The organism is Dictyobacter sp. Z7_2 (assembly GCF_057551105.1).
Window position 1 is genome coordinate 519,497 of record NZ_BAAJPE010000002.1, and the last position, 24,685, is coordinate 544,181.

Sequence of the window (24,685 nt, forward strand, 5' to 3'; positions counted from 1 at the left end):
AACTCTCCTTTCACAAAGGGTTTCGTGCTGGATGGAAACTACCTTACGCTTTAATACCGAGGAGGCTGGTGTTATCCTTGGCTCTTTCTACTTCTAATTCAAGGAGAAGCTACTATGGAGCAGACATTTATCATAAGTCCTTCTGCATGTCATTAGTAAGTTGGAGAGAAAACAGAATTGATGATCTAAATTTAACCCTTTAGATCATAAAGAAAGAGGCTTATTACTATGAAATTTTACAGACAAGGGCTACTAAAAAAAACATTTAGTTTTCTATTACTTAGCAGTATGCTCGTAGCAGCCACGAGTGCAATGGTAACGAATGTCAAAGCTGCATCCATGGTCGCATGTACCGTTGGTGTTGCGTGTACCACAGGTGGTGGTACCACCGTCGGTGGTGGCACTCTTACGGCTGCCACAAATGCACCAGTCGTCAACAATGGAACAGCATTAGCTGTGACAGGACAAGATCAGCTCATTCCGTTCAAGTTTTTGACAACAGTCAATGATGCTCGAGGTACAGGCATCGGATGGAATATCACTGCGGCGGCAACTGCAATGGATTTTACAACTGCTACTTCTGACATGTTTCTTGACACTACAACACCTGTAGTAGTTACCTGTGCAGGAAATTCAACTTGTTCAAATCCTGGCGCTCTGACACTTACTCCAAATGTTGGCGCGGATCTAACCACCACTCCTACTCAACTGGTTGACGCAACAGCCGCAACTGGCCTGGGAGCTTACAATATTAACACGCTGGGCACATTCAACCTACCAGCCAGTGCCAGCGCTGGTGCAGCTACTGGTGGGGCCATTTCAGTCACATTAGCTGCTGCTCCGTAATATCAATCTCTACTGACTCAAAACAAAAGGGGAGCCGTGCAAACGGTTTTCCCTTTTCGCGTGTCTCATCCACATACAAAGAGGCCAATATGTATTTCATGGCCCATAGCAAAGGGAAGATTTTATGAGAATATCAGATACATTTCGAGCTGGTAGGAAAATTTTAAGTCTGTTTGTGCTTTTATTGACAATCTTCCTGCTACAAACACTGAATTTCTCGATCATTCATGCCGCTGATGTTCAGCCGATTATTAATCTTCAACCTGTCTTCACTGATCCTCACAACCCTGTCACGCGAGCTTATTTTGTGATGGATGGACAATCACCTGCACAGTTACAAAATAGTGTACATATCAGCAATAGTGGTAACGCCACCGGAACTATCAATCTCTACGCGGTAGATGCCTTTACCGCCGCAGCTGGAGGGACCGCCTTCCATAAACGTCAAGATCCACGCCTCGACGTGGGCGCATGGATTGTGTTAAGCCTCCAAAGCTTAACTCTGACGCCAGGTCAAAGCCAGAATGTCCCCTTTCATCTCAACATCCCCCTTCATACTCGCTCCGGCCAACATATCGGCGGCATTGTTGGTGAAGAGATCACAAAGCAGTCAATTCAAACAGGAGCAAAAGGCAAGCTTAACGTTCATATCGCTCTACAGCAACTTCACGTCCTGGCAGTACAGGTCAATCTTCCAGGTCCAGCAATCGAAAATTTGATCGTGACAGGACTTCAATCAAATAATGAAAAGATTTATCAATACATACAAATCGGACTACATAATACTGGCAATATGATGGTCAAGTCATCTGGATCATTACAAATTTTTGATCACAACGGGAAGCGTTTACAAAATCAGGCATTGCGCATTAATACATTTCTTCCACAAACATCTATCAACGATCAGGTCTACATTCAACACAAAGCTCTTCCTGTTGGTCAGTACAAAGCTCTTCTGCAACTTACGTATGGGCACAAACAACATCTCACTTATACAACAAGCTTTACTGTCGCCCCCAAGGCAAAGTCTATCGCTGGCGCCATCTCTGCCCTTACCTTTCTCAATGAGAATGAAAATATCTTCAGTTTACTTTCCCCCTGGCAGATAGCCATCGGCGCGGGTGTTTTACTTTTGATTCTCTGTGGTCTCTATTCCTTGATAGTCAAACTCATCAAGATAATTAGCCATCTACGCAGCAAAAGAAAATCGCGGAAGGTTCTTGTGCACTCATCAAAAGATCATACGGAGGATGTTAAAAGCGTAAAAAAAAGATAAGAGAGTATGTATTTCATATGCATATCAGAAAAGGATGCATTGAGTGTTCAACGCATCCTTTCGTCTCTTCGGTAAAAGAAGCCATCTATAATGAGAAATGTCTGGCTCATTTTCATGATCCAACGACACAGTTGTTACCCAACAATTGTAGAAAGGAGATTATGCGATAACGTCATCCCTAAAAACAGCACAATTATCAGGCCAAAGTATAAGATGCCCAGGAGAATACGTGAACTTAATTGCACTTTATAATAGCTCCGTTCTTGTGGGCTCTGAGAGCGTAAGCCTCTTGACCATAATTGTGTGGCCGCCATAATCACAAAGAGAAGTAGCCAGGGAGAAAAATCGCCATGCACCCAGGCCCATATCTGATATCCCAACAATGCAAGAAAGCCAATGATCCACACACGCCTGTCGATCGCCGCTACGACTCTACCGCCATCAAATGGGATAATCGGGACCAGATTGAACAGGTTCAAAAAGAAACCAAAGTAAGCCAGGGGAGCCCAGAGCGTATCGGGAAATTGCTGCGCAAAAAAGAAACAGACACTTGCGGCAATAGCTCCAGCGATTGGTCCAGCGATACCAATCTCTGCCTCATCCTTGGCATTTTGTGGCATCTGGCGCATAGTCACAGCCGCTCCCAGGAGAGGAATAAAGATCATCCCCCCCATAGGGACCCCTTTCAGCTTCATCACGACAGCGTGGCCCATCTCATGGATAAACAGCAAAACCACCAGACCAATTGCAAATTGCCAACCGAAGAATAATGAATAGACAAAGATTGAAGCAAAGGCTGAAAAACCAACCATACCGAATTTCAGCAAAAATGCCAGACTCTTAAATTTAAGTAAAAAGCCCCCTATTGCCACCAGTATGCCACCCAGGCCAGCAAGCTTTTTCTTTGGCTGCGTGGAACGAATGTTTTCATCCTCATGCACCTGTTGCTGCTCAGTCACATCTGGTGTAGCATCTCCGTACACATTCTGTGGATGTTGATACTCTTGTACCGGTGCTGAAGCATATGGATTTAACGGGACAGGTTGATAGCTTGAGTAACCATCCTTATAAGGATCGGGGAAATCGCTTTTATATACAGAATATGGATCATCTAAGGGTGCTGACTGGACTGAAGGAGATTGATAATATTTCGGATCAGCATAATCTATCTCCTGAGCACCCCCATTATCCTCACGCTTTGAAGAATGGTCTTCGGGATTGCTATAATACACCTTGTGCCTCGTTTCTGAGAATTAAAAAAATGGTGTTATGCATAATTTTATCATATATCTCGTATACATAAACACTTAAGGTGCCCCTACTATTCCAAATCAAGCCTGATAGCAGGGAGAAGTACTCTGTATTCCTGTGACCTATGCCAATATGCCATCGTCAATTATTATCAAATAATCGACGTAATTAAGAGCATAGCCACCAATACTGTAATTAATATCACCGTTGCCCAGGAGATAATGTTAAAGACGAGTCCATTGACATGTTTGCCCATTAAACGTCGATTGTTGACTAATAAAATGATGAATGCAAGCAAAATCGGCACCATAGCAGCATTCAAGCTTTGCAGCACAACCAGCACTTGAATAATTGGTAAGCCAGGAATTAAGGCGATCAGTACACCGACAATGATCAGACCGGTAAAAATACTCTGAAAAACAGGTGCCTCACTGAAGCTACGTGAGACTCCACGCTCAAAGCCAAAGGCCTCACAGATGCCATACGCTGTCGATAGAGGTAACACGGCCGCAGCAAGTAAAGATGCACCAAACAAACCGATACCAAAGAGGTAAGAGGCATACACCCCGGCAAACTTATCTAATGCCATAGCGGCATCCAGGGGAGTCTGGACAGGATGTCCAGGATACAGCGCTGCTCCAGTGGTGATGATAACAAATGCAGCAATAATCACAGCAAAGATGGTACCACTATAGACATCTATTTTTTCGTATCCATACTCACTAACGGGAATACCTTTATCAGCCACCGAAGATTGTACAAAAAACTGCATGTACGGACTGATCGTCGTTCCAACCAGAGCGACAGCCGCTAAAAGATACGTGCTATTTCCGCTAATATGAGGTACAACCACACTATGACCCACTGCCAGCCAGTTAGGACGCGATGCAAAGGCTGCCGGCACGTAAGCCAAAAAGCCCAGCGACATAACCAAAAAGACCTTTTCGACGCGACGATACGATCCTCGTGTCACCATCCACCAGACCGCCAGACCGCATACTGGAACGACGATATAGACAAATGGTGTATGAACATCATTAGCAAATACCTGCACACTGGCCGCAATACCCAGAAACTCAGAAACAGTCACGCCAGTATTCGCAATTAACAGCGCCAGCATCGCCACAACCGTCCAGCGCACACCAAACTGTTCCCGGATCAGATCGGCCAGCCCCTTTCCTGTCACGACACCCATCCGAGCGCACATCTCTTGCACAATCGCTAAACAGAAGCCTGCTATGATCAGTGCCCAGAGCAAATTATATTGGTAGGAAGCGCCAGAAGTCGAAAAGGTCGCAATTCCGCCAGAATCATTCCCCGCATTCGCCGCAATCAAGCCTGGCCCTAGCACGGCGAAAAGTTTCACCAGGGACGAGGTACGACGAAGGCGAAAACGAGACCGCCCAGGCTTTTTGTGCTCGGTGCGGTCTTTGCGAGATTTTGATGCTTTCTGATGGTTTATATCCATGGGGTGCACACATGAGTAGCGACCTTCAGCAACAATGGTCTACTAACCCACCCTTTCATCAGTGTTATTTTGTACGAGCTTGATGATATCATCCTCAACCCACGAGAAACAAGAGGCAAGTACAATAGGATGATAGCAAACGACTCTATCAGTAACACGTTTGAAAGCAATTACTAAGAGACGCATAGAGAATCTCATCTACGGCTAGATAAAAAAACACCAATACACTGAAATTGCATGACGAAACCTCACGAGGGAATCTTCGTGCCTTGTAGATAGTGCCGTAACAGATCAAGAGCAGTCAGAACCGCATAGCGTTTGTTATCAGCACGCGAACTACGCCACCCCGGTCCCATACCCACTATGGTGCCCTGTGGACCCTCTACCGCAATATAGATTGTTCCCACTGGTTGGTCTTCCTGCTTGTCAGGACCAGCAACTCCAGTCACACCAATACCAAAATCTGCTCCCAAACGCTCGCGCACCGCATGAGCCATAGCACGTGCCGTCTCCTCACTGATCACCCCGTAGCGCTCAACTGTCGCTTGAGGTACACCCATCTGCACTTTCATAGAAGTACTATAGGTCACGATACCTCCAAGAAAATGTTTTGAGCTACCATTGAAATCGGTAATTGTGCTGGCAAGCAGTCCTCCAGTCAACGACTCCATCACGCCAAGCGTCTGCGTTCGCTCCTGGAGGATAGTTCCCACGACACTGGCAAGCGTGTCACCTTCAATCCCAAAAACATGCGTACCAAGTAGCGCACGAGCTTTTTCTTCCATCGCAGCAACCAGCTGTCGAGCCTCATCAGCCTGAGCAGCTTTAGCAGTGATACGCACGTCAACCGCATCAGACTTTGCGTAGGTTGCCAATGTCGGATTGGTCGTATGGATCAATGGCTCAAGCACCTCTTCCACTGCGGATTCACCAAGCCCATAGACGCGTAACAGGCGTGTAAAGATCAGGCCACCGGTATGACTGGCCAGGCGTGGTACAACTTCATTTTCCCACATTCGATACATTTCTCTTGGCACACCCGGCATCGCCACTAAAATATGTTGATCTTTTTCGACCCACCATCCTGGCGCTGATCCTACGGGATTGATAATACTTTGAGCCGAAGGGATCAATGTCGCTTGCTTCACGTTACTTGGAGGCATTATGAATGCAGAATGAGCATAGCGTGCTCGCAATTGTTCCTCCAGGACAGGGTCCGTCGCCATCGTCTCACCAAGCAACTCGCTGATCGCCTCACGTGTCAAATCATCTTCGGTCGGACCCAGTCCACCTGTCATAATAATAAGCTCAGAACGTTGCCATGCCTGACGCAATAATTCAACGACGCGCTCCTGATTATCACCTACCTGTGAGACATGATAGAGATCAATACCTTGCGCCGCCAGGCTCTGCGCTAAATAAGTCGCATTGGTGTCACTAATGTGGCCTAATAACAATTCAGTGCCACATGACAAAATCTCTGCACGCATGCATCCTCCCGATTATAAGGCCATTATGGCCGCATTCACTAGTACCCATCAGGCCAACTCTTGCTAACCTTAACAGGTAGTCATATAATATCATACTGTGTCGTACATCAACATATTGTGCTAATCCTCAAAAAAAATCAATATGTTGTGTCCAAAGGCTTGTTTTTGGTGGCGATTACGAGTATACTGAGTGAGGTACAGAAAAAAATCAACAATACAGTGCCTACAAATATTTACAATTATTTGCACCAAATTATACTTATTCGAAAAAGAGGAGCAGTTTAGGATGCTAGATCAAGAAGCCCGCTCAGTTGATAGTAACGATAAAAACATTCCTCAGACTATAACCGAACTAGATGGTATTCGCCAAAAGGTTTTCATGGATCGCTATTCTCTCAAAGATCCTGATGGGAATGCTTTAGAGTTTTATCCTGAGCAACTCTGGCAACGGGTAGCAAGAGGTATCGCCGCTGTCGAACAAACCGAAGAGAAACGCGCAGAGTGGGAAAAACTTTTCTATGATGCTCTATCCGATTTCAAGTTTGTCCCTGGTGGTCGCATTCTTGCCGGCGCGGGAACAGGACATCAAGTCACCTATTATAACTGTTTCGTCATTCCCAGCCCTGAGGATAGCCGCCAGGGTATCCTTGATAACCTCAAGGTGATGACCGAGATCATGGCTCGTGGTGGCGGTGTCGGTATCAATCTTTCTACGCTACGCCCACGTGGCTCATATATAAAAACAGTCAACGGCACCGCATCCGGCCCTTGCTCATGGGCACAGCTCTACTCAGTTGCCACTGGTGATGTCATCCAGCAAGGTGGATCCCGACGTGGTGCATTAATGCTCATGATCGATGATACCCATCCCGACGTGGAAGAGTTTATTACGGTCAAGCGAACAGCCGGCAAGATTGAGCATGCCAACCTTTCTGTCTGTATTTCTGATGCCTTTATGCAAGCCGTTAAAGCTGATGAAGACTGGAATCTGACCTGGCAGGGAGAAGTCAAAAAGACGATTCGAGCTCGCAGCCTTTGGGATCTCATCTGCACCTCAGCATGGCAGTCAGCAGAGCCCGGTCTTGTCTTTATGGATCGTTACAATACCGAATCCAACACCTGGTATTACGAAAATATCCGCTGCGTCAATCCTTGTGGTGAGCAGGGACTTCCACCCTGGGGTGTTTGTAATCTGGGAGCACTCAACCTATCCGCCTTCGTACACAACGGCAAAATGGACTACGAAGGGCTGGCAAAAACCAGCAAGATCTCTATGCGCTTCCTGGATAACGTAGTTGATGCCAACGAATATTTCATCCCTGAAAATCGCGAAGCACAAATGAGTACCCGACGAACGGGCCTGGGCACCATGGGCCTGGCTGATGCTCTCATCAAAATGGAGATCGCCTACGGAAGCAAAGAGTCATTACCGATCATTGAAAGGATTTACACGACCATCCGCAATGCGTCATATGAAGCCTCATCGGACAACGCTGCGGAAAAAGGTTCATTCCCCAAATTTGATCGTGACAAATATGGACAGGGAAAGTTCATCAAGCGACTGCCCAAAGGTCTTCAGGATAAGATTCGTAAACAGGGTATTCGTAATGCCGTCATTCTGACGCAAGCTCCAACAGGCACCACAAGCTTATTGGCCGGTGTCAGTTCGGGTATCGAGCCAGTCTATGACTTTGCTATGATCCGTCGTGACCGCACGGGCGAGCATATCATGTATCATCCACTGCTCCAGGAATGGCGTGAAAAGCATCCCAACGAGACAACACCTGACTACTTTGTTGCTTCAAAGGATCTCACACCAGAAGAGCATGTACGCGTTCAGGGTATGATTCAGAGCTATACTGACTCTAGCATCAGCAAGACTGTGAATGCTCCAAACGATCATACAGTAGATCAGGTACAGACCTTGTATCGTTTGGCATATGAGATGGGTTGTAAAGGTGTCACTTACTATCGCGATGGTTCCCGTGACGCAGTTCTAACCCGTGTCGCAGACGAAGAAAAAGCCAAAAAGGATGCAGAAGCTCCACAAGCACCAATGTTTGAGCCTGTCACGTCAATCCATCAAGGCATCAAACAGCGCCCAGCTGTCGTTCAGGGCTACACGCGCCAGGTCAATGCTCCCGAAGGGAAAATCAATATCACGATCAACAGCGACGACCAGGGACCATTCGAGGTCTTTGTCAACGTTGGTAAAGCTGGTAGCGATATTTCCGCTCTCTCTGAGGCATTGGGACGCTTAATCTCGATTAATCTCCAACTACTCAGTCCCCTATCGCAGACAGATCGTGCCCAGGAGATCACCAATCAGCTACGTGGGATTGGTGGTAGCCGTTCCGTCGGCTTCGGATCACAACAGGTTCGTTCCATGCCAGACGCTGTCGCACGCGCTCTGGAGATCCATTTGGAGACGCTCCAGGATACTGCTGAAGCCGACAGCACAGTGCCAGCAGCACTGATTGAGCAATCAGTCAGTTCAAATGGACATGGCGAACATAATGGTAATGGGAAAGTAAGCCTCGATCTACTTCCCACTACTGGTAATCTGTGCCCCGAGTGCGGTTGCAGCACGTTGGTAAATGAAGAGGGTTGCCGTAAGTGCTATAACTGTGGTCATAGTGAGTGCTAATCACAAGTAGTATCTCATTGAAATATCACATCTAAAGAAAGGTGAGAGCTGAAGTGGATGCTTCGGCTCTCACCTTTTCTACTAACACCTTCCGCATAAATGTTATCGACAAACGCTCACTATATAACCTCATGCATGCTACGTACCCGCTTGACATCTTTCCAAATACAAACGTATGCTATAAAAAAAGTTTACCTTCCTCTACAATTAAGGAAAGAATCAAACAAACAATTAGACAGCAAAAGAGGTTTTGCATCATGACTACACAAGAAGTAAGTACAGCACACATCAACTTCCACTTCGATCCACGGTGTCCCTTCGCCTGGCGCACAGCCGTATGGGCACGTGAAGCACGTCAAGTGCGACCACTTGAGATCAGCTGGCGCTTCTTCAGCCTGGAAGCGATAAATCGTCCAGCAGGCACACAGCCAGATTATATCAGCGGTGGGTGGACGGCGCTCCGCACCCTGGCCCTCGTACGCCGCTTACAGGGGAACGAAGGTGTTGAGAAGCTGTATGTCGAGTTAGGAAATGCCGCTCATGGACGCAAAGAAAGTATCCAGGAACGCAATGTTGTTGAGGCCTGCGTGGAAGCGGCTGGCTTTGATGTAGATCTCGTTGAGAAGGCTCTGGCCGACGCCTCGACGATTACAGATGTCACAAACGATCATGAAGAAGCAGTCAAACGTTATCACGCATTTGGAGTCCCTACCATTGCGCTCGAAGGCTCTGATATTGGCATCTATGGACCGGTGATCATAACCGTACCTCGTGGAGAAGAGGCTGGCGAATTATGGGATCATATCTCCTGGACCTTGAAGTACGATAATCTCTACGAAATCAAGCGGGATCGGGCAGCTGCACCTTCTTTAGGCCCAATTACTGCCTAAAAAGATACGTTCACTGGAGTGGAGATAGCAGGCACAGATCTTTCTCACCAACACCTCCACTCTCTAATCAAGCCAACAAAGATCAGGCGTGTTTTTTCACGAAACGTTCGATACGGACCAGCGCCTCTTCTAGTTTTTCATACGATGTACAGTAGGCTGCACGAATATATCCTTTTCCTGCATCACCAAACGCGCTCCCCGGAACTACGGCGACCGACTCTTCAAGCAGCAGCTTTTCAGCAAACTCTTCATCAGTCATACCAGTATTGCCAATAAAAGGAAATGCGTAAAATGCTCCGCGGGGTTCACAGCACGGCAAGCCAATGTGATTGAGTCCCTCGACAAACATGCGGCCACGACGACTGTATTCGGCATGCATACGTTCTACATCTTCTTCACCATGACGGAGAGCTTGCAATGCTGCCTCTTGTGGTGCCGTTCCTGCACACATAATCGAGTACTGATGAACTTTCAGCATGCCGCTCAGCAAGTGTACAGGAGCTGCGACATAGCCAACGCGCCATCCGGTCATAGCATATGCTTTCGAGAAGCCATCCAGGACGATCGTGCGCTCTTGCATCCCAGGCAGGGATGCGATACTGATATGTTCAACCCCATAGACAAGACGACTATAGACTTCATCGCTAACAACAATCAAATCATTCTCGATGGCAAGTCTGGCAATTCCTTCTAACTCTTCGCGAGGAATTACAGCTCCCGTCGGATTATTGGGGCTACCAAGCAAAATGGCCTTGGTACGAGGAGTAATTGCTGCTTTGATCTCGGCCGCACGCACAGCAAAATTGTGTTCCATATAGGTAGGAACCGAGACAACGACGCCATCAGCTAAAGTAATATCGGCTTCATACGCCACATATCCGGGATCGGGCGAGATAACCTCGTCTCCTGGATCAATAATCGTACGTAGAGCCAGATCAACGCCCTCACTGACGCCTACAGTAACAAGCAATTGTGAAACTGGATCATAGGTCAGACCATAGCGGCGCTGAAACATCGCAGCGATCTCTTCACGCAGCTCCAATGTGCCCAGATTCGACGTATACTGTGTACGTCCCTGCTGAATAGATGCAATACCAGCCTGACGAATGTGTTCTGGTGTCACAAAATCTGGTTCACCGACCCCCAAAGAAATCACATCCGGCATGGTATTGATAATGTCAAAAAATTTGCGAATACCGGAGGGTTTTATTTGACGCACTCTCTGCGATAAAAACTCACGCTTGAGCGTATCCATCCTGGCAACTCCCTCTTCTGCTCTCTAAAACACAGGTGTTGAAACAATTGTAATTGAATTATGTAAATTATACATATTCTGACAAGATGCATCTATGCTGGCAGATAGAGCTATGTTACCAATCTACCTCAACCATAAGCATCCGATCTCATGGTAACATAGATCGGATGCTTGAGACAAGCAAGAGGATGTTACTTTAGAGACCTAATCCGCGCAGTCGCTCAATGATCCCTGGCAGAGCAGCCAGGAGAGTATCTACTTCTTCCTGGGTATTGTTCTTACCCAGAGTCAGGCGTAGACTGCCATGTGACCACTCTGGAGGAAGTCCAAGCGCCACCAGGACGTGCGATGGGTCGACAGAACCAGAGGTACAAGCAGACCCAGTCGAGGCTGCAAAACCAAGTAGATCCAGATTTAGCAGGATAGACTCTCCCTCGACACCCTCAAAAGCGAAGCTGGCACTATTGGGCAGGCGATCCGTTGGGTGTCCTGTGAGGCGACTGCGAGGAATCTGTAAGATCCCCTCTATCAGCTTATCACGCAGGGCCTGCACATGTGGGGTAGTCTGCTCTGCTTCCGCATACGCAAGTTCTAAGGCTGCGGCTGTGCCCACAATGCCCGCCACATTCTCAGTACCGGCACGGCGACCTCGCTCCTGTGATCCACCCTGAAGTTGTGGCAAGATACGCATACCCTGGCGCACATACAAAATCCCCATCCCTTTCGGACCATAAAACTTATGTGCCGACAAGGAGAGGAGATCAGCTTTCAATTCAATCACATCCAGAGGCAATGTCCCCCCGGCCTGTACAGCATCAACATGGAACGGGATTTTACGCGCCCGGCAGATACGACCGATCTCGGCGATCGGTTCAATCGTTCCCACCTCGTTATTGGCATACATAACCGAAACCAGTATCGTCTCATCAGTAATCGAGCGAGCCACATCATCAGGATTAACCCGTCCGTACTCATCGACAGGCAGGTAGGTAGTCGTAAACCCGAAGCGTTCTAGATACTGACAGGTATATAAGACAGCGTGATGCTCAATCGGCGTGGTGATAATATGCTTTCCCTTCTTTTGAGAAGCAAAAGCCATCCCCTTGATTGCCAGATTGTCGCTTTCAGTGCCGCATCCTACAAAAGCTACTTCTGACGGACGACAATGCAAAAGATCCGCTACCTTTTCACGCGAATGGTCGATCGCCTGCATTGCATGACGTCCAGCAGTATAGATACTACTGGCATTCCCATATTCCGTCGTCAAATACGGCAGCATCGTATCAAGCACGCGCCGATCCAGCGCGGTAGTGGCTGCATGATCAAAGTAGATAGTACGCTCTGACATGGTAGATTTTTCCTGTTATTGGCTGAGTTGAATAATGAGGCGTTATGGACAACTGGTAGGAGTACACAATTAAAAGTATCACTAGATTATATCACAGCTCGGAATGCTGCTTTTTCTTTAAAAAAGTTTCGTTCATACTGCCAGTACGATAGCCCAGCAGATCCACAGTCACATAGGTATAGCCAATTTTACGCAAGCCATCAGTCACGATACGGCTCATATCTTCTTCAATCAGACGTGGAATCTCAGCACGCCCGACCTCAATACGAGCTATTTTATCATGGTGGCGTACGCGCAACTGTTGAAATCCCAATTCACGCAAGAGTTTCTCCGACTTATACACCATCTGTAAGGATGCAACATCAACCTTGCTTCCGTAGGGAATGCGTGACGAGAAACAAGCCATGGCGGGCTTATCCCAGACAGGCATACCAAGCAGGCGAGCCACGGCTCGTATCTCCTTCTTGCCCATCTTCGCCTCTTTCAAAGGACCTCGCACTTGAAACTCTTTTGCCGCACGTTGCCCGGGACGGTAGTCACCATCATCATCAGTATTGACCCCATAAGCAATATAAGCTAAATGGTGCTCTTTCGCCAATGGCTCAAGATGGGAAAACAGTTCTGTTTTGCAAAAATAGCACCGATTAATATCATTTTTTGTATAGCGCTCATCTTCCAGCTCATGGGTCTCTAAAGTAATCAATGGAAGGTGCATCTGCTGAGCAACAGATACTGCCTCTGCGGTCTCCTCGTCTGCATAGGCAGGGGATGAAGCAATCGCGCCCAAAGCACGTTCGCCCAGGACGTCATAAGCAACCTTAAGCAACAAAGCGCTATCCACGCCGCCAGAATAAGCGACCAGCAAAGAGCCCATTTCGCGCAAAATGGCTTGAAGATGCTCATATTTTGCTTGCGTCTCTACATCCAACGTCACAACACTATCATCATGTATTTGAGGGGTATTCAGCATTACAAACTCCTGAACGTGTGCAGTCTACGACATGTAGAAAGTCTATCGTCGCAGCCGGAGGAGGCCAGTATCAGACACACATCTAGCCGATATTATATCATTTGCCACAATCTTCATATTTCTTTTTGTACTAAAATAGTATAGTATTTTTACGCAGGCAGCTGCAAAGTTAATTACAAGCGCTTGTCATTCTCAGAAAGAACAGATAATGTCAGAAAATCAGACGATTGCAGCCATTATCCTTGCGGCAGGGAGTTCTAGCCGCATGAGTGAGGGGCAACATAAACTTTTATTGCCACTCGGAGATCGTCCTGTCCTCACCCATGTGGTAGAAGCAGCCTTGCACTCTCAAGCAAGACCGATACTCTTAATTCTTGGTCACCAGGCCGAACAACTCACAGCAGCTATTCATGGCTATACGCAAGACGAGCAGCCGATTATTATCAGCAATCCTGACTATATGCAGGGCATGAGCACCTCGTTACGCCTGGGCCTCAACTATCTCTCAGAGAGCAAAGCGCAACCACCTATTGAGGGCGTGCTTGTCCTGCTTGGCGATCAACCTTTCGTCAGCACTAAAATTATAGATACGTTGATCTCTACCAAACAAGCCAGCCAGAAAAAAATTATTGCTCCCAGCTATCATGGAAAGCGTGGCAACCCGATCCTTTTAGATAGGAGTCTTTTTAACGAGCTTGCAGCGGTACATGGAGATGAAGGTGGCCGTAGCGTCATTGCACGTCATCCAGAAGAAATTGAGAGCGTTGAATTGGGCGACGTCATGGCCAATCATGATGTAGATACATGGGAAGCTTATCAGCAGGCCGTCAACATGTGGCAGCACCAGCATGCAACAAAGAAGGAAAGTTAGACATGACAATAGATAATACGCACAAAAAACAAGCTGAATTCTGGCTTGAATACAGCCAACAGCTATCGAACTCCATTCGTTATGAAGAAGCATTGAAAGCGGCCCAGCGTTCCGTCGCGCTTGATGATACAAACCCAGCAGCCTGGTACGCACAGGGCACATGTCAGGCCATGCTCGCCAACTACACGGCAGCTCTCGTCGATTTCGAGCAGGCGCTCGTACACGACGCAAATTATGTTGCAGCATGGGATGGTAAAGCATGGGTTGAGGGCATTCTCGGACATAAAGAAGCCGCGCTTCAAGCAGTCAACACAGCCTTAGAAATCGAACCTGACTACCGTGAAGCGCAACATCGTAAAAAGCGCCTTGAAGCGATGTGACACATCCAATCGCGTCTACGCTATCAGAAGAGCCTAACGTGCAGATAAGAGATCTGTTGCGTTATGATCCGGATGACCATTACCCGAGGGATTTAACAGCTCAGATGATACGTATCTGGTATCATTTATGATCAAGAAGCCAATACCGCAACACCCTAAAGCGATACCAATCAAATAACCAGCAATGGTATCGGTAATAAAATGGGCTCCAATATAAAATTGCATAAAACCACCGAGAAAGGCTCCGATACAACAAAGAATCGCCAGTACTGTTAGTAACATATTACCAACAAACCATTTCGATCGAGAGCGTTTACAGATCCACGCGAGCAAGATACCTACAAAGCACCAGCGCATAGCATGGCCGCCAGGATAACTATTTTCCCGATCACCGATCGATGGCAGAAGAGGTTGTTGTGAAACAGTACGAGCCCAACTCACTTGATTCGCAGGAGGATCTGGTACATATCCGAACAATCCAAGGCCAGCGGCCAAACGCACGGAGAAGGACTGACCGTGCATTTGTGGACAGTTCAAAACTGTCATGCCCGAGCGCAAAGTTGGAGGTAAGGCTAAGGCTAAGGTACTCTTTCCAACCAACTCGCAGCCAACTGAGACGCAGAGCAGCAACAACAGATAGATCAGTACACGTCTACGATATCCCAGGCGCATACATAAGATGCCAAGCAACGTGATCACAACCACAGTCACGGGTGCCTCGCCAAGTTGACGCCATTCATAAAAAGAGCAATCCAATCGTGTTATTGGACGTCCAAGTAACCAGCGCTCTACCTCCAGCGTCGACTGATTCAATATTCCTGCAGCATCAATCGCAGTATAGGAGAGAAACAATAGCCCGACGAAACTCGCGGCGACAAACCAGGGAAATGCAGCATTTTTTTTTTGCAAAATCATAAAGGTGCGCATTGATAAAACTTCCCCAAGGCTATAATCTCCTTCCTTCTCTTGCAAACAAAAAGAGATTACTTTGACTCATCTGAAGTATAGACAGGATCATCAACATGCTCATTGGCAACGTCCGTGCTCTCCGGCACATTGGTTGTCTCAGACAAAGGCTCAGATGCTTGACTTTCTGGATGAAATTCATATTGTGTCTGCGCCATTTCCTGTGATACCTCTGGCGAGGTTACTGAGATGATTTTATGCCGTGCCACCGCACGGGGCAAGGTTATTCGCCGCAACATGCGTTCTGACCCCTGACCTGAAGATCCACGCGACGCTCGCGATGAAGGCATTCTCAATGACCAGGGAGCTCGCTTATGTGAGAGCATCTGATCGGCCGTCTCACCATGCGCTGAACGATAGAAGCTCGCCACCACTACCCATGCGGCTGCAACAATTGGGGTCGCTACAAGCGCACCAATAGCTCCGCCAAACGGTCCAAACGAGGCATCGAACAACTTTGCAAAAACCACGAGGGACATGATCGATACGACTGGATGTAAGCCCACTGCATGCCCGACAATACGCGGTCCCAGAATATTGCTCTCGAAAATCTGGATAATCACAAAGCAAGCGATTACAATCAAGGTACGAGGAAAAGGATCAGGGAGAAGCAGAGAAACAATCACTGGCGAGATTGATGCCAGAAGCGGGCCAACCATTGGGATGGTTTCAAAGAGAAATCCCAGAACTCCAAAGATGACAGCGAACTCGCCCAATCCAGTCGCTGTACAGACGACCGCGACCGCGACACCAATAATTAGAGCTAATGTCAACTGGCCACGAATATAATTTCCTACCACACGGGTCAAAGCATCCTCAAACAGGTGCGCATTTGATAACGAACGCTTTGGCAAAATACCAAAGATGCTATCTCGAATACGTTTACCATCCAGAGTCAAGTAGAAGCTCACCATCAAAACGATCAAAAAATCCAAAAACGTATTCGTCATCAGAACGATCAGATTAATCGCGTTAGTCACAGCAGAACTGGCAAACGTTTGAACCTGTTGCTCCATAGAGGTCAAAGCATTACTAATGCTAGACTGTGGAATGCCAGCCTGGGTTGTTAAAAAGTTGATAAAGGCGCTATAACGATCAGGTATTTTTACAGTAAAATCTACAATCGTCGCTGAGAATGTCTGCACCTGATTGACCAATGAAAAGATTAATAGGTAAGCCAGTGCCACAATAGCAACAAGCACGAATATATAAGAAATCACGGTTGAGAACAGACGAGGTATTCCACTGCGCGTCAAAAAATTTGTGAGAGGCGTAATCAAGAAGGCTATTGCAGCCGAAAGCAAGAGTAACAATATCGCCTCAATAAATTGATTAACAAGAGTCCAAACCGTCCATAAGATGATCCCCATACAAATGATGGAGATTAAGATATCTCGCCTCTGTTGCCAGTTGACTTGGCCCATAGCCATTTATCCCTCTCAGCTGCTAATAACGTTCAGAAAAGTCCAGAGCTCGCTTTTATATAATGAAAATTCACTCAATACTCTCTTAAGATAATACGATCGTACTGACAAGAATGCTGCAAGTCTAAGTGTAACATACAGGCAAGTCAAAAACTCGGCCAGTTACGCAGTAACACACAAGCTGCGCTCAAGATATGGTTCGAGAGAAGAGTCGTTCAGCCAGAGCAACAATATCCGAGTGAACGCGCGCAGGCGTTTGTGCAGCATCAATACGTTTGACTCGCTGAGGATATGTCTGCACCAAAGCCAGAAAAGCTTGTCTTAAACGCTCGTGAAACTCGACTGATGCTCGATCAAAACGACTTTGTGCTTCAAGTTCACCCTGAAACTTTCGTGTATTACTGGTACGGCTGTGCACTAATGCGGGATTTAAATCCAGAAAAAAAGTGAGATCAGGTATATGCCCCTGAGTAGCTAAAAGTGAAAGTTGTGTGACAATCTCCGTTCCCACGCCCTGAGCCTGCCCTTGATAGGCAATGCTGGAATCAAAGCAGCGATCAGACACAACTACCTTCCCGGCAGCCAGCGCCGGCAAGACAAGCGTTTCAAAATGCTGAGCTCGATCAGCCTGAAATAAAAACGCTTCTGCGAGAGGAGTAATTAATAATTCAGGGCGCTGAAAAAGCAGTTGACGAATCTCCAATCCGAGGGGCGTCCCCCCTGGTTCGCGGGTACGCACATATGCAATTCCCACACGTTCCAGCCACTGCTCAAACAGATCCATCTGCGTGGTCTTCCCAGCTCCATCCAGACCCTCAAACGAGATTAAAAAACCCCGCTCCATACACCCATCCCCCTTACTGACGACATAAAAGAAGCAGCGTATTTACCTGACACGATCAGTCCGATAGACGTCATAATCCCAATCAAAATATGGCTTCGGCAACATATCCTCAGGGCTCCATTGCTGACCAGCATCGCGAGTACCATATTTTCCATGATATTCTTTCAGCGTCTCACCCACATATTCAAAGGTCAATTGACAGATACGGAAGCCTACGGGCACCCAGATAGTTGTCTGGGTATGATTGCTGATTTCCATGGTCCAGCGACTAATATAGCCAACATCGCCAACGCCTGCACAGCGACATACCGATAAACCAGAACGCGCCACTGTACTACGTGAATACATCTTCGCCAGATATCCATTGTGTCCACCAATGATCTCCTGGGTATGAGCCAGAATCGTCGTCCCAGGTCTGATAGCAATTTTCCCATCCATTGCCTGACGTGCCTCGCCCCAATAATGGCGAATCTCCTCCGGGATATCCAGGTGCATGACTTCAACATTCGCGTTACCCTGAAAATACCACTCCCCCAGTCGACAATCATACGAATTGGGTCCTAAATGACGCTCATTAAATGGCTCGATTACCAAATTGCCATTTTTCAGTTCTTCCACAATACGTTTATCTGACAGTAACATAACAACATAGCTCCTGAATAAAATCTGGCACAAATCCCTGATCACATATACAAGCGATCGTATACTTGCAGCATCAATAGCGCAAGAGAAAAAACATCTTGCGTCACGCCAACAAGCATCAATCTAAAAATAGAGTTGGAACTTATTATAGCGCATTGCCATCCAATGGAGTAGCCCCTATCATCGAAAACGACGGCATCTCTTCAGGGTCATTTTCTGGTGGCAAGGTGCGGGCCAGATCGACATCGTTCCAGATACGCTGGATGAGTGCACTCATTTCATCTTCGTGCACGAGGGCATGTTGAAAGGGGAAGAAAGCTCGATCCTGGCTATGATGATGCATCCAGCGGCTAATGATATTAATTTGATCAACTTCTGCTTTTCCAACCACATTGGGCGGCTCCCCCAACAGAGCCGCTTGTTGCAGTAGCTCACGAATGGTCGCATGCATCATCGTCATTTCATGAGGGACGCGGCGCTGCTCTATCAAGCGTCCGTGACGGATCAAAAATATCTCATTGCTGCCTACCTGCGCCGAAGGATACACAATAAAAAGATTATTCGCCTCTACAGCTCCCGTGATCAAGCGTTGCCCGATCAAAACCTCATCGGCACTCCGAATCGCATCGCGTAACCAGGTGGCGCGTTCAAAATTAAGCTGCTGAGCAGCCTCCTGCATCTGCCGCCGTAAGCGTTCCAGTAGATCTTCACTTTCACCGCCAAGAAACGCGCAGACACGCGCAATCGTTTGCTGGTAGCTCTCAAGATCGGCATCACCCTTACAGGGTCCAGAACAGCGTCCCAGATGAAAACGTAAGCAGGGATCAGATGCTTTTGCCGTGGGTGGTAAGCTCCGTGTGCAAGTACGGATGGGGAAAATTTTCTGGATGAGCTCAATCGTGAGATCAACCATGCGCCGACTGCGAAACGGACCAAAATAGCGAGCGCCATCGGCTGCGACCTCACGCGTCGCATAGACACGAGGGAAAGCATGTTGGATGTCTATTTTAATAAAAGGATACAACTCATAATTACGCAACTGCACATTATAGGCTGGTTGCAGTTCTTTGATTAAACGAGACTCGACCAGCAACGCTTCCAACTCTGAGCCCAACACGCGCGTCTCAATCTCTTTGACATTTTGCAGCAAGCCATCCATCTTACGTGTATACCCGAGCGGCTGGCTGTAGTAACTTGACAGCCGATCTTTCAGGCATTTGGCCTTTCCCACATAGATGACCTGATTGGAGGCATCCTTCATAAGATACACACCGGGGCTGAGGGGAAAATCGCGCTTCCAGGCAGCATTCAAGAAAAGTCCTCCATTGGGACGGACGCTGGCAGCATTAGCAGTAGACAGATTACTATCTGCACGACCCTGCCTTTTCTCTTTTCTAGTTATCTGAGTAATATCGCCACTCCAGGCGACAGGCAACTGCACACGCTGCCGCAAATAGCCAAGCGTCGAGATCCCTTGTTGCTGCGCCAGCGCCAGGATACGCATAAATACTTCCGCCGTTACTTCAGCATCACCAAAGGCGCGATGGCGATTAGCTGTCTGAATATGCAAATGAGCGGCCACCATGTCCAACTTAAAGCGTTTCAGACCAGGCAAAAAACGTCGAGCGAGAGGAATCGTATCAAAGCCATCGGGTGGAAATGACAACCCCAACCGATCGGCTTCGTGAGAGAGGAAGTTTATATCGAAGCCAAGATTATGTCCTACGAGCGGCGCTCCATCAATAAACTCCAACAGGGCCGGCATCACCTGAGCTGCCAGAGGAGCCTCAGAGACCATATCCTGTGTGATACCTGTAAAGCGCTCGATAAAGGTTGGAAGGCGGCGTTGAGGATTCAGCAAACTCTGAAATGATCCAGTAATTTTGCCTCCACGAATACGTACAGCAGCTACCTCGATGACACGATCAGAGCCCGGGCGTAGACCAGTCGTCTCCGTATCGATAACCACAAACGTCACATCATCGAGAGCAAGTTGAGTACTACGCCAGGCAGTCAATAGCCAGCGCACCTCTTCACCTGCGGCCCAATCTCCTTGCTCTTCAAACAAAGCAGATTCCCGCAGTGTCTGACGCAGTAATATCGTCCAGAGTTGCTGTTTGCCTTCAGCTCCAAAAAGCTGCTGAATCAACACAGCTTCTGTGACCGGCTGCCCCTGTGCATCTAATAAATCGAACGCACGCCGAACCAACGTACGACGCTGCGGAAAGTCTTGATCCCCCTCCAGCACCATAGCCACGCGCCTCCTCGTCACAAACAGAATAAAAATACTAGATCATATGTACGAGGATAGCACGCACAAAATGGTTTTGGCAAGCAAACGAACAAGATGGCTACTACCCCTGTATGCAGTGACACATTCATATTATAAATATTCTATTCGTCTGTATACAGATAGGTAAACGCCAATCAATCAAGGAAACTCATCCTCGTATTAAAAGCTAAAGAAATGTCACTTTTACCAGTAGAATAAAGAATACTAAGAGGAGAGAATCTCACCTCAAATTTACTTCACAAGAGCCATATCAGGTAATTTTTGTATGGTATAATACCCTAAAAATAGGACAAATGTTCTTACAGAAAGGAACGAACGATGAGACAGAATCAGCAAGCGCCAGAGGATGAGGGCCAAAATTATCACACCCATCCGGTTGTCTATGCTATCCCGCACATGGAGCAAGTACACATACGGAAAAACATCACGTATAAAACAGTAGAAACTGATCATTTAAAGCTTGATATCTACTATCCAGAGAATTATCAGGATCGCGAAGCGCTACCAGCGGTAGTATTTATTCATGGTGATGGACCCAGCCACTATCTCAAAAACATAAAGGACTCGGGACAATACACGTCCTGGGGAAAGCTCGTTGCCGCCTCTGGTCTGATCGCAATTACGGCCAACCATCGATCAACGGAAAAGCTTACCAATGTAGTTGGTGTCGCCAATGACGTTGACGATTTGATTACCTATGTGCGTGAGCAGAGTGATCATCTTCACATTAATGCAGATGCACTCGGCATCTGGACCTGCTCAGCAGGAGCATTATTCGGATTACGAGCCGCCCTCTACGAAACGCCCGCATTTATCCGCTGCGTTGTCAGCTACTATGGCATTCCAGAATTACAAGCATATTATCAAGGACTCTACGGTGAGATAGAAACTGAAAGTGATTTTATCCGCCCGGTTTTCTCAGAAGAGGATTTCGCTGAATTTTCCGCCTGCGATCTCCTGCTGCGCCGCATCAATGATATTCCCCCCATTTTTATTGCACGTGCGGGCTTAGACTATCCTGGACTCAATAGTGCGCTTGATGCATTCATTACCGAAGCCCTGGCTCAAAACGTCGCACTCACAGTCATGAATCATCCTACAGGACAGCACAGCTTTGACATTCTCGATCCTCAAGCTCGCTCCGAAGAAATCATCGAAACATCTTTGAAGTTTCTTCAAAATCATCTCCAGTAATAGGGAAAACGCTTACTTGCTTTCTGGATCTCAAATTTCTCTCTGCTGCCGATCACAACTGTCGCTGCTATAAGCGTTCAACTGATCAGCAGCATACTTTTTTATAGCAATGTTATAAAAAAGAAACAGACGAAAAAAGTGAGCAAGGACATGAGAACAAAATGTAGTATTTCGTTGCTTCACTCCCTTTCTTGGGTTATAATGGGGAAAATGTAGGCATAATTATGCGTCTCTGCTACCACCTAACCGATGTATTCCACAGAGAATGCACACAGATGTCAGCGTATAAGCATATGCGGGCATAGGCGACGCGACAAGAGACAGTCATACAATGGGCGATCGATGGCACAAACAACTAGCACTCATTTGTCATTATCTATTAAAACGACAATCCGCCCGGTCGAACAGATTGCACAGTCTTCTTCAACTCCTACATTCTGATCGCCTTACTGATAATCCTAACAGCTACGACACTTAGCAGATAGTTCAAAAGGAGCAGATATGATTTTTTGCGGTCAGTGTGGTTTACAACTAGCCTCTGGAAGCACGCGCTGCCCTCGTTGCGGCGCTATCATAGAAGAAACAAGTAAGCAAGCCGGAGAACTACACTCTGACGACCCTACCGTTGCCACACCATCACTACAAAACCAACCATCGACACCGCAGCAGCAGGCACAACTCAACCAGCAGCCACTTATTTTACGGCCGGGGGCCAATCCCATAAATAGCACTCAAGGCACGCAAGCCCCTTATAACAATTACGATGAAACCAGCATGATGGAGCGCTCAAATCCGCCGCTCTCAACCCAGATGGGGAATTCTTACTCAGGATATCCAGCACCAGGATATCCCCCCCAACAAAGCGGGAGCAGTTATCCCTCGCAAAGCGGAGGGAACTATCCATCGCAAATGTATCCAAACGACTACGGCACCGGGCATGGAATGTCATATCCCAATATGCCACCACAGGGTATGCAATCTCAAATGGGATTAGGTTATCCATCCGCCCCCGGCCAATATCAACAAGATGAACATGCAGCCCGAGCCGCAAGAGGACGTACCACAGGACTGGTGCTTGTACTCTGCGGACTGATCTTTATCTTAGGGGCAGTTATCCTCTTCGCGCTACAAATCCATATGATCTAAATAAACAACATCCCAGGGGCTACCAGACAACCTGAGTAGCCCCATCCTCTCCTCAGGATAGCTATCACACCTTTTTAGGCATCATTTTCACCTACAGATATGTTCCTCATTTATCTCACAAGTATCTAGAGACAACGCGGCTCTTATTTTTCCCTTCTGATAAACTAAAAGGAGAAAGCAGAATTACAAGAGATAGAAAGATGATGGCCTAATAGATGAGGAAGATACAAAAAATATCAAATTATTCTATCCAACCAATCATGCTGCCAACAGCGCCATCGAAGCGACAGAAGCCACGTCTATTAATTCTACTCATCTGCCTGCTATCTCTTCTCGGGCTGGCACATTTCATCGCAGTCTCTCAGATAGGCATACCGGCTGTAGTAGCAGCCACACAAGCAAAAAGCTGTGCAGCGCTGATCCGCAACAAAGACTATACCAAAATCGTGCCAATGAGAGCCAAAACACAACAGATGGAAGCAATCCAATTTATTAATACAGTCACGGGTGGACAGCCCTCAGCCTTAATTCAAGTTACTTCTGCTGGAGCGCAACAAAAGCTCGATGCTTATATCTACGGTTGCCACCAAATGCCACACCAGAAGTTCCCACAACTCACCCAACTCTTCAAGCAGCGAGGGATTATCAACGGAAACATCGATATTACCCAGATACATACATTGAGTGTCGAGCAAACCGACACTACACTCCCCACTGATAGCGATACATTGTTACAACCACTGCAGCAAAATGTTTTCCAGGAGTATAGCTGGAAAGACAACTCTTTTACTCAGATATCGTTCCCCGGCCTCTATCCAGTCACCAGCCGCAGCGAAGCGGAGGCGCTACAAGATACAGCCAATCATGGACAAACACTCCCCTGGACCAATCCTCTAACAACAGCGGAACAAATGGCAAAAGACATTTTTCAGTGGCCTGTCAAGTCGATTCATGGCGCACTCCGTGATACAAGTGGGACAGAAGCGCACGTAGTATTAGAAGAAAAGAATACGAATATACAGATTGCAGTTTCTCTTAGCCGTCTCATTCAATCAAATAATAAAGGATTATGGTGGGTTACCAGTGCTCAAACGCCAGGTATCTCGCTTGATCAGACCAGATTCAACATGCCACTCACCTCACCCATCGCGATTCAAGGGACCATTAATCCCACACAAGGAACGATCACAGCGACGCTCTTCAACCATACGCTATCGCCGATCCAACAGCAGCAGAACTCCGACATGCATTCAGACCAAAATGGTCAATTTTCAGGAAGCATTTCCTATCAGCATATCTTCCCCGACCAGCCTGGATTACTCCTTGTAACTGTCTATCCCAAAGACCCACAGGATGAGGGATATCTTTTCCTGACCAATCTTTTACTGCATTAGCTTATCACAAACCCAACGTAGCTCAATTGGCAAGCTGAAAGCATCAAAAAGCAGAGCTTCAGACGCATTGCGACGAATATTCATCCAGAG

At 47.2% G+C, this 24,685-nt stretch carries 20 protein-coding genes; 9 read left to right on the forward strand and 11 right to left on the reverse strand.

Annotated features, from left to right (window positions below; translation table 11 throughout):
- Positions 1 to 228: 228 nt before the first annotated feature.
- On the forward strand, positions 229 to 846 hold the full coding sequence (locus AC27N8_RS15600) for a hypothetical protein (RefSeq protein WP_487068306.1): 618 nt from the start codon (positions 229 to 231) through the stop codon (positions 844 to 846).
- Between the two features lie 124 nt (positions 847 to 970).
- A complete protein-coding gene (locus AC27N8_RS15605; RefSeq protein WP_487068307.1) occupies positions 971 to 2,122 on the forward strand; it encodes a WxL protein peptidoglycan domain-containing protein in 1,152 nt (383 codons plus the stop codon).
- A 134-nt stretch (positions 2,123 to 2,256) separates the two neighbouring features.
- Here the strand turns inward: AC27N8_RS15605 and AC27N8_RS15610 are convergent, their stop codons facing one another.
- The 3 genes from AC27N8_RS15610 to AC27N8_RS15620 form a co-directional block, all read right to left on the reverse strand.
- Entirely contained in the window at positions 2,257 to 3,354 is a 1,098-nt protein-coding gene (locus AC27N8_RS15610) for a site-2 protease family protein (protein WP_487068308.1), read from the reverse strand.
- 170 nt (positions 3,355 to 3,524) lie between these two features.
- On the reverse strand, positions 3,525 to 4,841 hold the full coding sequence (locus AC27N8_RS15615) for an Nramp family divalent metal transporter (RefSeq protein WP_487068310.1): 1,317 nt from the start codon (positions 4,839 to 4,841) through the stop codon (positions 3,525 to 3,527).
- 248 nt (positions 4,842 to 5,089) lie between these two features.
- Positions 5,090 to 6,331 carry a competence/damage-inducible protein A gene (locus AC27N8_RS15620; protein WP_487068311.1) on the reverse strand — a complete coding sequence of 414 codons (1,242 nt, stop codon included), beginning with the start codon at positions 6,329 to 6,331 and terminating at the stop codon, positions 5,090 to 5,092.
- A 286-nt stretch (positions 6,332 to 6,617) separates the two neighbouring features.
- On the opposite strand from AC27N8_RS15620, the gene AC27N8_RS15625 reads away from it, so the two are divergent.
- Together AC27N8_RS15625 and AC27N8_RS15630 are read left to right on the forward strand one after the other, a co-directional pair.
- Positions 6,618 to 8,978 carry an adenosylcobalamin-dependent ribonucleoside-diphosphate reductase gene (locus AC27N8_RS15625; RefSeq protein WP_487068312.1) on the forward strand — a complete coding sequence of 787 codons (2,361 nt, stop codon included), beginning with the start codon at positions 6,618 to 6,620 and terminating at the stop codon, positions 8,976 to 8,978.
- 257 nt (positions 8,979 to 9,235) lie between these two features.
- Positions 9,236 to 9,868: a mycothiol-dependent nitroreductase Rv2466c family protein gene (locus AC27N8_RS15630; RefSeq protein WP_487068313.1), complete on the forward strand. Its 633-nt coding sequence runs from the start codon at positions 9,236 to 9,238 to the stop codon at positions 9,866 to 9,868.
- 82 nt (positions 9,869 to 9,950) lie between these two features.
- Here the strand turns inward: AC27N8_RS15630 and AC27N8_RS15635 are convergent, their stop codons facing one another.
- The 3 genes from AC27N8_RS15635 to larE form a co-directional block, all read right to left on the reverse strand.
- Positions 9,951 to 11,123 (reverse strand): aminotransferase class I/II-fold pyridoxal phosphate-dependent enzyme, encoded by a 1,173-nt coding sequence (locus AC27N8_RS15635; protein ID WP_487068314.1) that lies wholly within the window; start codon positions 11,121 to 11,123, stop codon positions 9,951 to 9,953.
- A 196-nt stretch (positions 11,124 to 11,319) separates the two neighbouring features.
- On the reverse strand, positions 11,320 to 12,471 hold the full coding sequence (gene nifS, locus AC27N8_RS15640; protein WP_487068315.1) for a cysteine desulfurase NifS: 1,152 nt from the start codon (positions 12,469 to 12,471) through the stop codon (positions 11,320 to 11,322).
- Positions 12,472 to 12,562: 91 nt separating this feature from the next.
- On the reverse strand, positions 12,563 to 13,441 hold the full coding sequence (larE, locus tag AC27N8_RS15645) for an ATP-dependent sacrificial sulfur transferase LarE (protein WP_487068316.1): 879 nt from the start codon (positions 13,439 to 13,441) through the stop codon (positions 12,563 to 12,565).
- Positions 13,442 to 13,649: 208 nt separating this feature from the next.
- Between larE and AC27N8_RS15650 the strand changes: the two genes are divergently transcribed.
- Together AC27N8_RS15650 and AC27N8_RS15655 are read left to right on the forward strand one after the other, a co-directional pair.
- Positions 13,650 to 14,312, forward strand: coding sequence for a nucleotidyltransferase family protein (locus AC27N8_RS15650; RefSeq protein WP_487068317.1), 663 nt, complete (start codon positions 13,650 to 13,652; stop codon positions 14,310 to 14,312).
- A gap of 2 nt (positions 14,313 to 14,314) precedes the next feature.
- Positions 14,315 to 14,692, forward strand: coding sequence for a hypothetical protein (locus AC27N8_RS15655; RefSeq protein WP_487068318.1), 378 nt, complete (start codon positions 14,315 to 14,317; stop codon positions 14,690 to 14,692).
- A 33-nt stretch (positions 14,693 to 14,725) separates the two neighbouring features.
- Here AC27N8_RS15655 and AC27N8_RS15660 read toward each other — a convergent pair whose 3' ends face one another.
- The 5 genes from AC27N8_RS15660 to AC27N8_RS15680 all read right to left on the reverse strand — a co-directional run bounded on the left by AC27N8_RS15660 (position 14,726) and on the right by AC27N8_RS15680 (position 20,819).
- Complete coding sequence (locus AC27N8_RS15660; protein ID WP_487068319.1) at positions 14,726 to 15,619, reverse strand: phosphatase PAP2 family protein; 894 nt, start codon at positions 15,617 to 15,619, stop codon at positions 14,726 to 14,728.
- Between the two features lie 56 nt (positions 15,620 to 15,675).
- A complete protein-coding gene (locus AC27N8_RS15665) occupies positions 15,676 to 17,082 on the reverse strand; it encodes an AI-2E family transporter (protein ID WP_487068320.1) in 1,407 nt (468 codons plus the stop codon).
- 187 nt (positions 17,083 to 17,269) lie between these two features.
- Positions 17,270 to 17,926, reverse strand: coding sequence for a dTMP kinase (tmk, locus tag AC27N8_RS15670; protein ID WP_487068321.1), 657 nt, complete (start codon positions 17,924 to 17,926; stop codon positions 17,270 to 17,272).
- Between the two features lie 42 nt (positions 17,927 to 17,968).
- Complete coding sequence (gene dcd, locus AC27N8_RS15675) at positions 17,969 to 18,568, reverse strand: dCTP deaminase (RefSeq protein ID WP_487068322.1); 600 nt, start codon at positions 18,566 to 18,568, stop codon at positions 17,969 to 17,971.
- Positions 18,569 to 18,713: 145 nt separating this feature from the next.
- The gene (locus tag AC27N8_RS15680) at positions 18,714 to 20,819 is read right to left on the reverse strand and encodes an exonuclease domain-containing protein (protein ID WP_487068323.1); all 2,106 of its coding nucleotides are present in this window, start codon (positions 20,817 to 20,819) and stop codon (positions 18,714 to 18,716) included.
- 360 nt (positions 20,820 to 21,179) lie between these two features.
- Between AC27N8_RS15680 and AC27N8_RS15685 the strand changes: the two genes are divergently transcribed.
- The 3 genes from AC27N8_RS15685 (at position 21,180) to AC27N8_RS15695 (ending at position 24,595) form a co-directional block, all read left to right on the forward strand.
- Positions 21,180 to 22,055, forward strand: coding sequence for an alpha/beta hydrolase family protein (locus tag AC27N8_RS15685; protein ID WP_487068324.1), 876 nt, complete (start codon positions 21,180 to 21,182; stop codon positions 22,053 to 22,055).
- 501 nt (positions 22,056 to 22,556) lie between these two features.
- A complete protein-coding gene (locus tag AC27N8_RS15690) occupies positions 22,557 to 23,201 on the forward strand; it encodes a hypothetical protein (RefSeq protein WP_487068325.1) in 645 nt (214 codons plus the stop codon).
- Positions 23,202 to 23,416: 215 nt separating this feature from the next.
- Positions 23,417 to 24,595 carry a hypothetical protein gene (locus AC27N8_RS15695; protein ID WP_487068326.1) on the forward strand — a complete coding sequence of 393 codons (1,179 nt, stop codon included), beginning with the start codon at positions 23,417 to 23,419 and terminating at the stop codon, positions 24,593 to 24,595.
- The last annotated feature ends 90 nt before the right edge of the window (positions 24,596 to 24,685 follow it).